The sequence below is a fragment of the Pseudomonas sp. SIMBA_041 genome, assembly GCF_046535095.1.
GTDB classification, from domain to species: Bacteria; Pseudomonadota; Gammaproteobacteria; order Pseudomonadales; family Pseudomonadaceae; genus Aquipseudomonas; species Aquipseudomonas mucoides.
This window is the reverse complement of the sequence record NZ_JAWRXJ010000011.1, coordinates 131604-147148: the sequence shown is the minus strand read 5'-3', so window position 1 is coordinate 147148 and position 15545 is coordinate 131604. Positions and strand designations below refer to the sequence as shown.

The 15545-nt window shown below is 60.5% G+C and carries 16 protein-coding genes; 6 read left to right on the top strand and 10 right to left on the bottom strand.

Annotated features, from left to right (window positions below; all coding sequences use genetic code 11):
* Nucleotides 1-89 precede the first annotated feature (89 nt).
* Complete coding sequence (locus SB725_RS24730) at nt 90-1208, top strand: P1 family peptidase (protein ID WP_027924713.1); 1119 nt, start codon at nt 90-92, stop codon at nt 1206-1208.
* Between the two features lie 37 nt (nt 1209-1245).
* On the opposite strand, the gene SB725_RS24725 is transcribed toward SB725_RS24730, so the two are convergent.
* Both SB725_RS24725 and SB725_RS24720 read right to left on the bottom strand, forming a co-directional pair.
* Nucleotides 1246-1701 (bottom strand): cupin domain-containing protein, encoded by a 456-nt coding sequence (locus tag SB725_RS24725; RefSeq protein WP_194940295.1) that lies wholly within the window; start codon nt 1699-1701, stop codon nt 1246-1248.
* Nucleotides 1702-1919: 218 nt separating this feature from the next.
* A complete protein-coding gene (locus SB725_RS24720) occupies nt 1920-2453 on the bottom strand; it encodes a winged helix-turn-helix transcriptional regulator (RefSeq protein WP_027924715.1) in 534 nt (177 codons plus the stop codon).
* Between the two features lie 100 nt (nt 2454-2553).
* On the opposite strand from SB725_RS24720, the gene SB725_RS24715 reads away from it, so the two are divergent.
* Both SB725_RS24715 and SB725_RS24710 read left to right on the top strand, forming a co-directional pair.
* The gene (locus SB725_RS24715; protein ID WP_027924716.1) at nt 2554-3189 is read left to right on the top strand and encodes an isochorismatase family cysteine hydrolase; all 636 of its coding nucleotides are present in this window, start codon (nt 2554-2556) and stop codon (nt 3187-3189) included.
* Entirely contained in the window at nt 3186-4751 is a 1566-nt protein-coding gene (locus SB725_RS24710) for an aldehyde dehydrogenase (NADP(+)) (RefSeq protein ID WP_410922704.1), read from the top strand. Before SB725_RS24715 ends, SB725_RS24710 begins: the two co-directional genes overlap by 4 nt.
* Nucleotides 4752-4767: 16 nt before the next feature.
* On the opposite strand, the gene SB725_RS24705 is transcribed toward SB725_RS24710, so the two are convergent.
* Nucleotides 4768-5703, bottom strand: a complete 936-nt coding sequence (locus tag SB725_RS24705; RefSeq protein WP_027924718.1) for a Ppx/GppA family phosphatase — start codon at nt 5701-5703, stop codon at nt 4768-4770.
* Nucleotides 5704-5900: 197 nt separating this feature from the next.
* On the opposite strand from SB725_RS24705, the gene ppk2 reads away from it, so the two are divergent.
* Nucleotides 5901-6818: a polyphosphate kinase 2 gene (ppk2, locus tag SB725_RS24700; RefSeq protein ID WP_027924719.1), complete on the top strand. Its 918-nt coding sequence runs from the start codon at nt 5901-5903 to the stop codon at nt 6816-6818.
* A gap of 159 nt (nt 6819-6977) precedes the next feature.
* Here ppk2 and SB725_RS24695 read toward each other — a convergent pair whose 3' ends face one another.
* The 4 genes from SB725_RS24695 to SB725_RS24680 form a co-directional block, all read right to left on the bottom strand.
* Nucleotides 6978-8585, bottom strand: a complete 1608-nt coding sequence (locus SB725_RS24695) for an MFS transporter (protein ID WP_410922703.1) — start codon at nt 8583-8585, stop codon at nt 6978-6980.
* The gene (locus tag SB725_RS24690; RefSeq protein ID WP_410922702.1) at nt 8582-9673 is read right to left on the bottom strand and encodes an HlyD family secretion protein; all 1092 of its coding nucleotides are present in this window, start codon (nt 9671-9673) and stop codon (nt 8582-8584) included. The genes SB725_RS24695 and SB725_RS24690 overlap by 4 nt, the downstream gene beginning before the upstream one ends.
* 96 nt (nt 9674-9769) lie before the next feature.
* Nucleotides 9770-10183 carry a cupin domain-containing protein gene (locus tag SB725_RS24685; protein ID WP_027924722.1) on the bottom strand — a complete coding sequence of 138 codons (414 nt, stop codon included), beginning with the start codon at nt 10181-10183 and terminating at the stop codon, nt 9770-9772.
* A 42-nt stretch (nt 10184-10225) separates the two neighbouring features.
* Nucleotides 10226-10978 (bottom strand): SDR family oxidoreductase, encoded by a 753-nt coding sequence (locus SB725_RS24680; protein WP_027924723.1) that lies wholly within the window; start codon nt 10976-10978, stop codon nt 10226-10228.
* 255 nt (nt 10979-11233) lie between these two features.
* Here SB725_RS24680 and SB725_RS24675 point away from each other — a divergent pair, with 255 nt between their 5' ends.
* On the top strand, nt 11234-12817 hold the full coding sequence (locus SB725_RS24675; protein WP_059182694.1) for a winged helix-turn-helix domain-containing tetratricopeptide repeat protein: 1584 nt from the start codon (nt 11234-11236) through the stop codon (nt 12815-12817).
* 359 nt (nt 12818-13176) lie between these two features.
* Here the strand turns inward: SB725_RS24675 and SB725_RS24670 are convergent, their stop codons facing one another.
* Together SB725_RS24670 and SB725_RS24665 are read right to left on the bottom strand one after the other, a co-directional pair.
* On the bottom strand, nt 13177-13512 hold the full coding sequence (locus tag SB725_RS24670) for a c-type cytochrome (RefSeq protein WP_410922701.1): 336 nt from the start codon (nt 13510-13512) through the stop codon (nt 13177-13179).
* A gap of 105 nt (nt 13513-13617) precedes the next feature.
* Nucleotides 13618-14052: a GNAT family N-acetyltransferase gene (locus SB725_RS24665; protein WP_059182692.1), complete on the bottom strand. Its 435-nt coding sequence runs from the start codon at nt 14050-14052 to the stop codon at nt 13618-13620.
* Nucleotides 14053-14285: 233 nt separating this feature from the next.
* Here SB725_RS24665 and SB725_RS24660 point away from each other — a divergent pair, with 233 nt between their 5' ends.
* Nucleotides 14286-14705, top strand: coding sequence for an organic hydroperoxide resistance protein (locus SB725_RS24660; RefSeq protein ID WP_059182691.1), 420 nt, complete (start codon nt 14286-14288; stop codon nt 14703-14705).
* A 398-nt stretch (nt 14706-15103) separates the two neighbouring features.
* Here SB725_RS24660 and SB725_RS24655 read toward each other — a convergent pair whose 3' ends face one another.
* Complete coding sequence (locus tag SB725_RS24655; RefSeq protein WP_027924728.1) at nt 15104-15439, bottom strand: hypothetical protein; 336 nt, start codon at nt 15437-15439, stop codon at nt 15104-15106.
* Between the last annotated feature and the right edge of the window lie 106 nt (nt 15440-15545).

Sequence of the window (15545 nt, the reverse complement as noted above, 5' to 3'; positions counted from 1 at the left end):
CGAGCAAGCTCGCTCCCACAGGTTTTGTGACTATTTGACGGTTATCGAAAAGCCCAATTTTCTGCCACGATTTGAAGATGAGAAACCCCATGAAACCACGTGCCCGTGACCTGAACATTCAGTTCGGCCAACTGCAACCCGGCCCCCTCAATGCCATCACCGATGTACCCGGCGTCCGCGTCGGCCACAGTGAAGTGCGTGGCCGTACCGACAGCGGTCGTGACATCCACACCGGCGTCACCCTGATCGAACCGCGTGCCGGTTCCACCAACCAGCAACCGTGCTTTGCCGGTGTGCATGTGCTCAATGGCAACGGTGACGCTACCGGTCTTGAGTGGATTCGCGAAGCCGGCCTGCTGACCAGCCCGATCGCCTTCACCAACACCCACAGCCTGGGCGTGGTGCGCGATGCGCTGATTGCGCTGGACCGACAGGCCCAGCCCGATGACGGCCGGTTGTACTGGAACATGCCGGTGGTGCTGGAGACGTTCGATGGTTTGCTCAGCGACATCAATGGTTTCCACGTCAAGCCCGAGCACGTGGCCCAGGCACAACGCAATGCCGTCGACGGACCGGTGATCGAAGGCGCAGTAGGCGGTGGCAGCGGGATGATCTGTCATGAGTTCAAAGGCGGGATTGGCACGTCCTCGCGACGCTTGAGCCCGGCGCAAGGCGGCTGGACCGTTGGCGCCATCGTCCAGGCCAACCATGGCATTCGCAACGAGTTGCGTGTCGACGGTTACCCGGTCGGGCGCTACATGGAACAGGTCGACTCACCCTTCCTCAAAGCCTCGCTACCCTATCCGGGCATGGGTTCCATCGTCGTCTGCCTGGCCACGGATGCGCCGTTGCTGCCGCACCAGTGCACACGCCTCGCGCAGCGTGCCAGCCTGGGATTGGCCCGCACCGGTGGCGGTAACGAGGACCACAGCGGTGACATCTTCATTGCCTTCGCCACCGGCAACCAGCACGTGCCACCCGCCGCCTATGAAGGCAAAGGCGCGCCGACATGCGACAACCTGCGCATGGTCAACAACGATCACATCAGCGAGTTGTTTCTGGCCGCGACCGAGGCCGTGGAAGAAGCCATCATCAATGCGCTACTGGCGTCTGACACGGTGGAAGGCAACGGCCATACGGTGAAAGGACTGGATGCGCAAACGTTGCTCAAGGCATTGCGCCAGGCGGGTTGGCCAGGCCAGCGCTGACAGAATCGCCCGATGCCACGCATCGGGCGGTCACTGATTATTTCTCCAACACCAGCAGCGGCGTGCCTTTCTTCACAATGTACGTCGCCAGCTCCGACGCTTTACCGCCACCCACGTTCCTCGCGACATGCGCCGTGCCCTCCGGGATGTACAGTGAATCGCCAGCCTTGAGCGTGACCGGTGGCTGGCCCTCCAGCTGATACTCAAACGAACCTTCGATGACATAAGCCACTTCCACTCCGGGATGCGAGTGTTTAGGCGAGGTCACGCCGGCATCGAAATCGACACGCACCTGAATCACCTCACGCTCGGCCGCCCCCAGGTCTTTGCGCACCAGATCGGTACGGTGGATGCCGGACTGCCAGCTTTTGCCAGGCTGCGCCTCATGGCCTGATTCGCCAGCCTGCGAAAAACTCGCGAAAGCTGCCAGTGAAATAACGGCAAGGGCAATGCCTGAGCGGCCAGCAGTGTTGCGGGAAGTGATACGGGACATCGCGATTCTCCAATGATTGCCGTCAATACGGTAAGCCCATTTAGAGGGTGCGGTGTATCCCGCTCGTGTCACGCAGGCCATGGTTTTGTATGCGAAGTTGGCTGCTGGCCCCGCGGATACGTAGCGATACAAACATGCGCCCGCGAAGACCGACTGTCTGCAGAAATGCCCACCGTCACCAGACAGCTGACATTCACCGGGGACTCACTTCAATGGGCTCATTGACCCTGAACCACTGCGACCGGATCCGCCCCACGCCCCCCCTTGAAGGCGTCACGTCGTGCTTTGCGTTCAGCGGCGTAGGCTTCGCTGGGTGTGCTGATCAGTTCGCCACGGCGCAACGGTTCGCCGCAATGTGCACACAACGGCCCCAGCCCTGCGGGATGTCGACAGGTGGCGTGGGTGTAAACGACCGCCAGCCCCTCCTCCTCCGACTTGCACCAGGTTTCACCCCAGGCGCGCAGTGCCAGCACCACGGAATAGAACGCATCGCCTTTGGGCGTCAGGTGGTACTCGTAGCGCGGGGGCCGCTCGCTGTAGGCGCGGCGCACGACCAGCCCGTCAGCCTCCAGGCGTTTGAGACGGGTGGCGATCATTTGCGGGGTCCCGGCGGTTTGCGCCTGGATCTCGTCGAATCGATGGCTGCCCATGAACAACTCGCGCAGCACCAGAACCGTCCAGCGGTCGCCGACGACGGCCTCGGCCCGTGAAATCGGGCACAGGGTTTCAGGAACAGGTGTATTTACCGACATGCGGTCTTGCCTCTCTTGCGGTTACTATGATTATCATATCAACATGATATCCGGGCAAGCGCCGGACATCGGTCACTCAACATTCCAGGAGAACACCGCCATGTCAAAAGCCCTCTATCCCCTCGACAGAACCGCTTATCTGTTGGTCGATCCTTACAACGACTTCCTCTCCGAGGGCGGCAAAGTCTATCCATTGATCGAACCGATCGCTGCCCAAGTCGGCCTGCTCGACAACTTGCGCGCACTCGACCGCACCGTCCGCGCCCTCGACATTCCGGTGGTCATCGTACCGCACCACCGCTGGGAAAAAGGCGACTACGAAAACTGGGATCACCCGAGCCCCACCCAATGCAAGATCATGCACATGCATCACTTCGCGCGTGGCGAATGGGGTGGTGAATGGCACCCGGATTTCGCGCCGAAGGACGGCGACATCGTCGTTCAGGAGCACTGGGGCTCGAGCGGTTTTGCCAACACCGACCTTGATTTCCGCCTTAAGCAGAAAGGCATTACCCACGTGATCATCGTTGGGTTGCTGGCCAATACCTGCATCGAGGCTACCGCACGTTACGCCCAAGAACTGGGCTATCACGTCACCCTGGTGCGCGACGCCACGGCGGCCTTCAAGCCTGAAATGATGCACTCGGCCCATGAACTGAATGGTCCTACGTTCGCTCATTCCATCGTGACCACACCCGAACTTATCGCCACGCTGACCCAAGGTGACCGCCCATGAACTTGACAGGCAAGCTCATGATCGGCGCTCGTGATGTGAGCGGTTCTGAAGGAACGATGAAGGCGCTCAACCCTGCCACGAACCAGTTGATTGAACCGGATTTCGCCCTGGGTGGCTCGGCCGACGTCGACCGGGCCGCGACCCTCGCTGATGCAGCGTTCGATGTTTACAGCCATACCTCGCTGGCCAAGCGCGCCGCGTTCCTCGACAGCATCGCCGACAATCTCGATAAGGTCCGTCAGGCGCTGGCGGCCCGAGCCGCACTCGAAACCGGCGTGCCCGAGGCGCAACTGGAGGGCGAAGCGATAAAAGCCGCCACCCAGTTTCGCCAGTTTGCCGATGTCGTACGCAGAGGACGCTTCCTGCAACTGGCCATTGATCCGGCACAACCTGATCGTCAGCCGCGTCCGCGCATGGACCATCGTTTGCAGAAGATCGCCCTCGGCCCGGTAGCGATTTTCGGCGCGAGCAACTTCCCTATCGCCTATTCGGTTGCCGGCGGTGATACCGCTTCGGCACTGGCCGCCGGCGCAACCGTGATCCTCAAGGCGCATAACGCGCATCCCGGGGCTTCGGAAATTCAGGCACATGCTATCCGCGACGCTGTGCAAGCGCACGATCTGCCCGAAGGCGTGTTTTCGATGGTGCGCGGTGACGGTAACGCCATCGGTGAAGCGCTGGTCGATCACCCGCTGATCAAAGCGGTGACGTTCACCGGTTCGGAACGTGGCGGCATGGCGCTGTATCGCCGTGCGCAACGGCGTCCCGATCCGATTCCGGTGTTCACCGAGATGACCAGCATCAACCCGACGTTCATCCTGCCCCATGCGCAGGCGGCAAAAGGTGCGCTGATCGGTGACGGCTTTATCGAGCGCATGCTGGTCAACGTCGGGCAAGCCTGCTTGAAACCCGCGCTGTTGATTGCCATCGACGGGCCTGGCTTTGAGGCCATGCGCGCCGCGATGATCAAGCGCGTCAACGAGGCGTCAGCGCGACCGATGCTGACACCCGGCATTCACGCAGCCTATTTGAACGGTCTTGGCCAGATCGAGGACGCAGGGGCACGGCGTATTGGCGAAGGTGCACCGGCCATTGCGGCACTGGAGGGCGCCTCTGCGTTGCTGGAAGTCGACGGCGATCAATTCCTGAGCGAAGCGCTGCTGGCTGAAGAAGTCTTCGGCCCGTCAGCGCTGTTGGTGAACGTCAGGGATGAGGCAGAAATGCTCGCTGTTGCGCGTTCGCTGCGGGGCCAACTGTCGGCGGCCATGCACCTTGAGGATGAGGATCTGCCTTTGGCGCAGCGCTTGTTGCCCGTGCTGGAGCGCCGCACCGGACGCATCGTCGTCAATGCCTTCGCGCACCCGCAGGAAGTGACGTTTGCCACCGTTCACGGCGGACCGTTTCCGGCGACGTCGGACAGCCGCTTCACGTCGGTCGGCATGACCTCGATTGAGCGGTTCTTGCGCCCGGTGGCTTACCAGGGTTTTCCGCAAGCGCTACTGCCGCAGGTGTTGCGAGACGCAAACCCGCTGGCGTTGCCTCGCCTCATTGACGGTGTCTAGAACGGGGGGGCGGGGTTCAATGCCGGGCCATCAGGCCATGCAGGACCCCGAACCTCAACCCGCCCTCGGAAGGCGTCATCTGCGAGATACCGAAGACTTTGAACGCCGCCAGCATCACCACCAGCCCACCCGGCAAGGTGCTCAAACGGTGGTTTTGCAGGCCGGCCAGCTTGAGCTGTTTCACATGCCCCACTTCCAGCAGGCGCAACGACAGGCGCAGCAGGCCGCTGTAGGTGATGCCGCTTTCGCCGTCGTCGTTCATGCCGTTGGCCTTGAGCACTTTGGCGAGCATCCGTGCGGTCCCCGACGAGCCGATGGCCTGCTGCCAACCCAACGCTCGATAACGCCGCGCGACTTTTTCAAACTGCAGCGTGGCCACCCGTTCCGCCTCCAGCAGTGCCGGAGCCGTGATGCAACCACCGGAAAAATAACGCGCGCCAAAGGTGCCGCTGCCAATCGCAATGCTCTCGGTCAACAGCGGTTGAGTGCCCTGCCCCAGAATCAACTCGGTGGAACCGCCGCCGATGTCCACCACCAGTCGCATGCTAAGCGGACTGGGGATCGAATGGGCCACACCGGCGTACACCAGATGCGCCTCTTCGTGCCCGGAAATCACATCGATGCGAAAGCCGAGATGACGCTCGGCGCTCGCCAAAAACAGTTGTGCATTGTCGGCCTCGCGCACTGCGCTGGTCGCCACCGCCCGCACCCGCCCAGGTTCGAATCCGCGTAGCTTTTTGCCGAATCGCGAGAGCGCCTGCCAGCCACGGTCCAGCGCCATTTCATCCAGCGCTCCGCCCTGGAAACCCTCCGACAAACGGACAGGTTCACGCAGGGTTTTCACCTCGTGAATCATCCACTTCTGGTTCCGTTTGACCGGTTGGCCAATCATCATGCGAAACGCATTGGAGCCCAGGTCGATGGCTGCAAACAGGGAGGCGTCTCCTTTCATGGGGCGGATTCCTGGCAATTTCATCAGCCCGCGGACGGAGTTCCGCTGAGCGCTCAAGACGGTTTGCGAGGATCCTGCCATGGGTTAGGTGACACCAAGATGACACCACGGTTTTTTTCACTATGTCTTCATCGTCACTTGTCCGTCACATCCCCCGGCCTAGCATGGCCACCTCCACCTCTGTCGGGACTCGGACCATGCATTTAGACAACGACACCCTGATTCAACGTATCCATCGTGAGCTGCTCGACCACAGCGACGAAGAGCTGGAACTGGAGTTGATGGAGGACGGACACGACCTTAACGCACTGTTCGATGAGCACGTCGGTGACAGCCGCGAAAAAGAACAGCGTCGCCGCTATTTCAGCGAGCTGTTCCGCCTGCAGGGTGAACTGGTCAAGCTGCAAAGCTGGGTGGTGAAAACCGGGCATAAAGTGGTGATCCTGTTTGAAGGACGCGACGCAGCGGGCAAAGGCGGCGTGATCAAGCGCATCACCCAGCGGCTCAATCCGCGAGTCTGCCGGGTCGCCGCCCTGCCCGCCCCCAACGACCGCGAGCGCACCCAATGGTATTTCCAGCGCTATGTCTCGCACCTGCCGGCCGCCGGCGAAATCGTGCTGTTCGACCGCAGCTGGTACAACCGTGCGGGCGTCGAGAAGGTCATGGGTTTCTGCAACGACGACCAATACGAAGAATTTTTCCGCACCGTGCCGGAGTTCGAACGGATGCTCGCCCGTTCCGGTATCCAGCTGATCAAATACTGGTTCTCGATCTCCGACCAGGAACAGCACCTACGCTTCCTCAGCCGCATTCATGACCCGCTCAAGCAATGGAAGCTCAGCCCGATGGACCTGGAATCCCGCCGTCGCTGGGAGGCGTACACCAAGGCCAAGGAAATCATGCTGGACCGCACCCACATCGCCGAAGCGCCGTGGTGGGTAGTGCAGGCCAACGACAAGAAACAGGCCCGACTCAATTGCATCCACCACCTGCTGGGGCAGATGCCGTATGAAGAAGTGCAATCCCCGGTGATCGAGCTGCCAGAACGCGTGCGCCAGGAACACTACACGCGCAGCCCGACGCCACCGGAACTGATCGTGCCGCAAGTATATTGAGACCGACGGGGGCGCATGCGCGCCCAACCGTCATCATTGTGTAACCTTGCGCCAACAATACTGACGCCATACACCGCGTGCTTTTTTTTGGGCTGCCTTTTTGGGCGGCTTTTTTTTGTCGGCTGGTTTGTACACCTCAGGCTGCTGGGTGAGCTCGTACTAGCCGTTTTCGACTTCGGCTACGGCTCGCATCGCAGGCGCTTTCGCGTATCGCGACAGTCCAATCTTGAGAATAACCAACAGAGGGGCAGCAACGACAAAGAGCATCGCGACTGCGAAGAACGCGGTATCAAAAGCAATCACAGTAGCCTGCCCAGTCACGACCTTGCCCAACAGGCTCGTCGCGGCACGACCGGCGGAGACTGGGTCCATGCCCTTTCCCGCCAGCATCGCACCTGTGGTGGTCAGCCGTTCGATGAGTGCGTTCCCTCCTGGCGTAACGTTGGCACCAAGGACCGCGCTATTGATGACAACGTGATGCTCGATCAGCGTCTGGAGCCCCGCGACGCCCATCAAGCCCCCCAATTGCCGCCCTGTGTTGAACAGGCCAATGCCACAGGCGAGGTTGCGGCTGTTGAGGTCGCTGAAGGCGATCAGCGTGATCGACAGAAACAGGAAACCAAGGCCCAGGCCTCGTAGCAGGATGGCGGTCATCATGCTGGCCGTGCCGCTTTCGCTGGTCGAACCGGACAGCATCCACATGGCCCCCATGATCATCAGGATGCCAAAGGGCACGGTCGCCACAGGGGGAACGTGGCGGACTTTGAAGAGAAAGGCCGCGATAAACAGTGAGCCGATAAAAAAACCGCTACTGGGCAACAAGAGCAGGCCGGCCTCGGTCGGGGTGAACGCGAGCACCGACAGGGCAAACGCCGGAATCAGGAACGCGCTGCCGAACAACGCAGCACCGGCGACGAAACTGACGATAAAGGCAAAGGTAAAATCGCTCGATTTGAACACGGTGAAATCGAACAGCCCCTGGCCTTTGACCAACAGTTGCTGACCGATAAATGCCAGCAACGCGCCGCCGCCAAGCATCGTCAGCAACAGAATGTGCGGTTCCTCAAACCAGTCCCAGCGGCTGCCCTGACTGAGCACGTAGGTGAAACAGAACAGCGTCGTAGCGATCAGTGCGAAGCCGAGCCAGTCGAAGGAGCGTTGTCGCGCACTGGCAGGCACCGGGTGGTCGGCGATGAGCAAAAGACCGGACGCCGCCAAGGCCAGCGGCACCACGCTGAAGAAAATCCAGGTCCAGGACTGGCTGTCGATCAGCCACCCTTGCAGGGCCGGCGCGACCGTCCCGGGTGCGACCACCGAACCCATGGCGAACAGGGCTTGCAGGATTGGCTGCCAGGACCGCGTATACGCGCGAAATATCAGCGCCTGCCCCCCGACCAGCAGGATCCCCGCAGCGAAACCCTGGATAACGCGAAGCGCAACCAGCAGGTCCAACTGAGCGGTAATGGCGGCCATGCAGCACGCCAGCCCCATTAACAGTGTTGAGCCGGTGATCACATGACGCGGATAGAAACGGCTCAACAGCCACGGGGCAGTCATGAACCCGATCAGCTTTAGCGCGATGTAGCCAACGTCCAGCCAGGCGAACTCATCAGGCGTGGCATAGGTGTCGCCGATAATGTCGCCGCGTCCGAGCGATAGAACGGTGCTGGCGATCGCTTCCGTCAACGTGGCCAGCACGATCCCCGTCATGAGCAGCACGCCGGAGGTGGCACTGACAGGGCTGCGCGTGGCGACAGTCGTGTTCATGAGTCATCCCCGCTCGCCACTTCAACCCGCGCGGACAGACCCGGCACGATACGCCCCGGCATTGGGTTGTGGGCAAAGCGGATCTTTACCGGAACCCGCTGCACGACACGCACAAAGTTACCGGTCGCGTTGTCGGGCGGTAGCAAGCTGAACGCCGAACCACTGCCCGGTGCAAAACTGTCGACCACGCCGGCAATGGCCTGGTCGGGATAGCCATCGACCGTGATACGCACACGCTGGCCGGGATGGAGGGTTTCGAGCTGGGTTTCCTTGAAATTGGCCACGACCCATACATCGTTGACCGGCACGATGTCGAGCAAGGCAACGCCCGGTGTCACGAACCGGCCGAGTCGAATCTGCCGGTTGCCGACAACACCCGCCACCGGCGCGCGCACCACGGTGTGGTCAAGATCGATCTGCGCGAGATCACGCGCGGCCTGCGCTTGCGACACAGCCGCCTCGGCCGCCGCTCGTTCGGCCACGAACACGGCGATGTTTTGTTGTTGCGCCTCGACCGTTGCCGAAGCAGCCGAAACCGACGCCTCGGCTCTGGATTGCGCGGTGCCGGTTTCATCGACCAGTGCCTGGCTGACCGCGTTGCTGACGATCAACTGGCGGCTGCGGTCATGGGTCTTGGTCGCCAGGCTCATCTCGGCGGTGGCCGAACGGCGTTGCGCTTCGGCCTGTCGAATCAACGCATGTTGCAACTGGATCTGTGCATCGACATGGGTCAGGCGTGCCCGGGCTGCGCTGACATTGGCCTCCGCTTGCGCCAGTCTGGCGCGATAGTCGCGCTCATCGATACGAAACAGCACGTCACCGGCCCGTACAGTCTGATTGTCCTCAACCTCCAGCGCTGTGACATAGCCACCGACTTTGGCGGCGAGCGACGTAACATCACCGCGGACATAGGCATTATCGGTCGAGGTCACACCACTCGAAAATGCAATAACCACCCAGGCCACCATAACCCCTACAGCAGCGACGCACAGCAGTTTGCCGATGGTCTGGCGCTTGCTTCGCGGCGCAATGACAACAGGAGTGCCGGCGTCAGCGCCAATGGCGGCATTGTCCTGGAGCGAGTTCATATTTTTATTTCCTGTTCAGTGCCTGGAACAACCGCTGCCGCCGGGCGGCAGAGTCTGCCGCCCGGCTGTCGAACATTCATGAGCGCGTTGACCGGCTCATTTTTTGATCGGTGTGACGAGTTCCTTTTCGTTGGTGTCGAGGACGAACACTGCCAGCAGGCGTGCAGGCTCGGTATCGCTGGCGTTGGCGCTGACCTCATGCACGGAGCCCGGCTCCTCTACGAAGTTTTGGCCGACGGTGTAGATCTTTTCCGGTTCGCCTTTGACCTTGATGCGAAACGAGCCTTCCAGGACCGTTGCATAGATGAAGGCCGTTTTTGGATGGGTGTGGGCCGGCGACGCAGCGCCCGGCCCGTACTCGACGACGACGCCTTTCATGCTCTTGCCAGGAAGATTGGGAATGGGACGGTCGAACACGACCGTCACCTTGCCGTGGGGCGGCTCAGCGGCGGACGCTGCGCTGATCGATAGCACTGCGAAGGCCGCGGCCAACAGGATTCGAGTAACCATGGGATGGCTCCTTCGTGGGTGGGAATGTGAGGGTGCGGGCCGTTATCGGGCCTTCGATTGAGCGATCCAGTCTTCGAAGCAGATCGCCCCCAGCCGTGGATTCTTGCCAGGCACCAGCGATTGATCGTCGAGCACGGCGCCGAAGTAACGGGCGTGCACGTCCGGCAGGACCTTGCGGCTGTCCCCAGTCGCCCGCAGAAAACGCCTGGCGAGTTCGTCAATCGGCATCGCTTCCGGGCCACCCACTTCAACCGTGCCATTGACCGGTGCTGCCAGCACCACATCGGCCAGCGCCGCCACCACATCGTCGGACGCTATCGGCTGGATCAGCGCCGGCGAGACACAAAACTCCTCGCCGACAGCGAACGACTGGACGATGCCTTCGACAAACTCGAAGAACTGCGTGGCACGCAGCAGGGTGTAAGGAATGCCGGATGCCTTGATCAGGTTTTCCTGCGCGACCTTGGCCCGAAAATAACCGCTGTCGGGAAGGCGTTCGCTACCGACGATCGACAGGGCTACGTGATGACGAACCCCGGCGGCCGCTTCGGCGGCCAGCAGGTTACGCGTCGATGTTTCGAAAAAATCAAGCACGGCCTGGTCTTCCCACGACGGCGCGTTCGCCACGTCCACAACGATGTCAGTACCATCCATCGCTGCGGCCAGGCCTTCGCGGGTGATGCTGTTCACGCCCGTGCTGGGGCTGGCGGCGACCGCGTCGTGGCCGCGCTCGCGAAGGGTGTTCACAAGTTTCGATCCGATGAGGCCGGAGCCTCCGATAACTACGATCTTCATGGCTGTTCTCCACGTGTCGACGGCAACCATTGCGTCGGTGTAGAGAGATTGCATGCGCGCACGCGGCAAGTCCTTGCAGCGGGCTTGGATTTACCTTCATGAACGCTTGGATTTGCGTCCAAAGCAGTGGTTATTCGTCCATCGTCACCGTGGACCATGCAACGGGTTTCGAGCTGCCGTATTATCAATCTCAACTAAATATCACCAGCAGCCTGGGACACGGAGTTGAAGGCGCTTTGCCAGGGGACGCCCACGTTGCAATTCGCGTTTGAAGACTTCGTGCTCGATCAAGAGCGCCGGGAATTGACCTTGCGTGGGCAAGTCGTGGCCGTCGGGCCACAGACTTTCGATCTATTGCTGTACCTGATGTGCAACCGCGATTGCGTTGTCAGCAAGGACGACCTCCTCAAAGCCGTGTGGAGCGGCCGGATCGTCTCGGAGTCGACGATCACCAGCCACATCAATGCGGTGCGTAAAGCCATCGGCGATACGGGCGAAGAGCAGCGCCTTGTCCGCACGATTGCCCGTAAGGGTTACCGCTTCGTCGGGCACATCAACGTCGACAACAGCGAGCAAGCACGACACCCAGGCGTCGACGAACACGCGGCCTCCAGGCAAACGCCCTCCTCTGCGCTGCTTCTCCCGGACAAACCGTCGATTACGGTCTTGCCCTTCCAGAATCTGAGCGGCGATCCAGAGCAGGAATACTTCGCCGACGGCGTGGTAGAGGACATCATCGTCGCCCTTTCAAGGATCCGCTGGCTGTTCGTCATCGCGCGCAACTCGAGCTTCACCTACAAAGGTCAGGCGGTGGACATCCAGGGCATAGGTCAGACGCTGGGCGTTCGCTACGTGCTCGAAGGCAGCGTGCGCAAGTGCGGGAACAAGGTGCGCATCACCGGGCAACTCATCGACGCGACCAGTGGCACGCACCTCTGGGCGGAACGGTTCGAAGGCCTGATCGACGACATCTTCGAGTTGCAGGATCAAATCGCCGAAAGTGTCGTGGGTGCCATCGCGCCGCAACTGGAACGGGCAGAAATCGAACGCGCCAAACGCAAACCCACCGAAAGCCTGGACGCCTACGATTATTACTTGAGGGCCATGGCAAAACTGCACAGCGGCACCCGCGAAGCCATCGCAGATGCCCTGCCGATGTTCAACACAGCCATAGAACTCGACCCGGAATTCGCCTCAGCCTATGGCATGGCCGCCTGGTGCCACTTCTGGCGCAAGCTCAATGGCTGGATGAGCGACCGGCCTGCCGAAATCGCCGAAGGCACGCGGCTTGCGCGCCTGGCGGTGACACTCGGACGCGACGATGCCGTCGCGTTGACGCGCGGCGGACATGCGCTTGCTCATCTGGCCGGTGATGTCGATGGGGGCATAGCGCTGCTCGACAGGGCACGCCTGCTCAACCCTAACCTCGCCCCCGCCTGGTTCCTGGGCGGCGTCTTGCGCGCGCTGCGCGGTGAAACTGAAGGCGCCATCAAGGACTTGACCCATGCCGTTCGCTTGAGTCCGGTGGACCCCGAAATGTTCAGGATGCAGATTGGGATGTCGCTCGCGCACTTCTTCGCCGGCCGCTTCGACCTCGCTACGCAATGGGCGGAAAAAGCCTTGGGCAACCTACCCAATCTGCTGGCCCCGGTGGCCTTGGTGGCGGCCAGTTACGCGCTCAGCGGACGCATGGACAAAGCGAAGCAGGCCATGCAGCACCTGCGAGCGCTGGATCCGTTGTTGCGGGTTTCTAATCTGAGGGATTGGCTGCCTATTCAGCGTGCGGAGGACCTTGCACGGTTTACGGAGGGACTGCGGCGGGCGGGGTTGGAGGAGTGAGCTGGGGATGGCTGACCGTAGGAATGTCAGACAGTTGACCTCTTCAGGCAGAAAAGCGGTTTGCGTGTTAATCAGAACTGCCAAACCCACGAGACTCATGATCGGTAGACCGCTGAACGATTTAGCCAAACTGTTGAATCGACCGGTTGAATCCGCCCCCTAAAACGTCCCTTCATAACCGGTAGCCGCCAGTGCTAAATGAGTTTTTGCGATGGCCCGCGCAGCCAAAAAAATGGCCCGCATGCGGGCGGGCCAAATGGGGATTTTTCAAAGGAGCAAGGGTAATCTGCGCTCCAGTCTGTGAGCACTGCGTGAAAAACATGTCGCCGAAACGAAAGCATTCGGTCGAAGCAAACACACTACTGTTGCTGATGCAGGTATTTCTGAATGGCATCAATTTCAAGTTTGCTTGGCTTTACACCGTTGTCAGACTTGAAGCTAGCGCTAGCCCAATGCGGCATTGGCGCCTTCAGAGGCTTCCCATGGTCGTCGATACCGCTCAGCACGGCGCGCTCGAATACTTTTGATTTCCACTCACTGGCATCTCCGGCCAGCTTGGGCGCCGATCCTCCCGCGCCTCGAGGCCCGTGACAACCAACACAGTTATCTTGAAAAAGTACTTCTCCATCTGGCGGTGATGCCATGGCCGATGAGCAGGTGAGTAGGGCTATGAACGTCAGAAATGCGCATTTCATTTTAGGCTCCCGGCGACCCAACGATGACGTGAGCGGCTTAGGGGCGCTAAGTGAGAGCCTAGCAGCTGGCGAAGACTGCTACAGGACGGTGTCGTTCTTACTCGGTCAGGCGTTCGTATTGCCCGACCGGGTAAACGAGTACCGATCGATATCCGTCCGCAGCGTCCAGCCCTGACGTTGCCAATAGCGGGCCGCCGCCTCATTGGTCTTGAACACATCGAGATGGCACTTGAGGATACCGAGTGGCTCAAGACTCGACAGGCAACGCTCCACCAATGCATTCGCAATGCCCTGACGCCGAAACGCCGGCTCGACAATCAGGTGCTGCAAGTACCCTCGACGCCCGTCGTGGCCCGACATGATGCAACCGCACACCACACCGTCGACTTGCGCCACAAAGCTCAACCCCGGGTTGCGTTCCAGATAGCGGGCAGTGGATTCACGCGAGTCTGCGTCACGCAGCGAGACGCCGGGCGTGCGCCGCATCAGTTCGATGACGGTCTCGTAATCGTCCAGGGTCATGACACGAATGTTGAACATTGAGTGCGCCTGAAAGTGGGAATTGTCTGGCGCAGAAGCCTATCAGATGCGATTCCGACGGGCAGAATTGTATCGATCTGTATGTTCGCCGGCGATCTTACACAGCGATACACAACGGCCGGTTCCAGACACACACGCACGACATGAGGGTGCAAAAGTGCGCCACGTCGCAAGGACTTCCCTGAACCCGCGACCTGAACACACAAGCCCTATACCCTCAGCAGGAACTTGCCATGATCAATCAAATCGACACTGTGCTGTACACCGGCAAAACCCACACCACCGGTGGCCGTGACGGCCAGTCCAAAAGTTCGGACGCACGCCTGGACATCAAGCTGTCCCCGCCCGGTTCGTCGGGCAGCGGCACCAATCCGGAACAGTTGCTGGCGGCGGGTTGGTCGGCGTGTTTTATCGGTGCGATGGGTAAAGCGGCGGTCGCATTGAACGTGACACTTCCGAGCGACGTGGCCGTGGATACCGAAATCGACCTGGGCAAAACCGATAACGCTTTTTTCCTCCAGGCACGCCTCAATGTCAGCCTTCCAGGCCTGGATCCAGCCGTCGCCCGCGCCGTGGTGGACGCGGCTCATCAAACCTGCCCGTACTCCAAAGCGACCCGTGGCAACATCGATGTCGAGATCAATCTGGTGTGATCCGGCCCGCTGGAACAGCCTGCCTTTCGGGGTGGGCCGTGCCGATAGCAGTTTTCCGTCCTGCCGTGTTTTTCACAGGACGAAATCGGTCTAAAGAGCGCGCTTTACACTGCGCATGCTTTGCTATTCTGAAGGTGTAGGTGAAGACGCAGACTGATGCGCAAGCGGATAGCAAGGAGACGTGGGGCACGTCCCGAAGGGTACACGGTTAGAAAGATCTCCGCGCTGAGATCCAGCCCTTACGCCGTGTGAAGCAGAAGTACATAACACTGTTCTGTCAGAGTCCTGATAAACCTTGTAAGCCAGAAACCAGCACTGGCCACCTACTCGAAATCCGAAGCCCGCCTTGTGCGGGCTTCTTCGTCAACGCCCCCCCACCTATCAGCAGGACTCTGCGCTTACTGAACGTTTTTCAGCTTGACCACATCACCGGAGATTTTGGTGGTGTAACCGGTCAGGACCCAGGCCCAGAACCAGTTTTCCTGCACTTGGGTGTTGATCATCGCGTCGCCGCCCTTGGCTTTGATCGCCGCGTCTTGCGCGCGAACAAAACGGCTGTTCTGCCGGATCGGGATCACACCAAACAGCAACAGGCCGGTAGCGGATGCTTCGCTGTGGCCGAGGACGGTGTATTGGCTGGCGTCATAATGCTGGGTGTTCATCGGGGCACCGGTGCAACCCGCCAAAACCAGACCGAACAGAGCAACCGCGACAACTTTACTGAGGTACTTCACTGAAAAACTCCATGAGAATGTGCCCGGGATCCGTCTCTCGGGCGGCGCACACTCTAACGGAGGTGATGGCCAATTGGTACTACCCACAAAAAATTGCGCTGGTGTT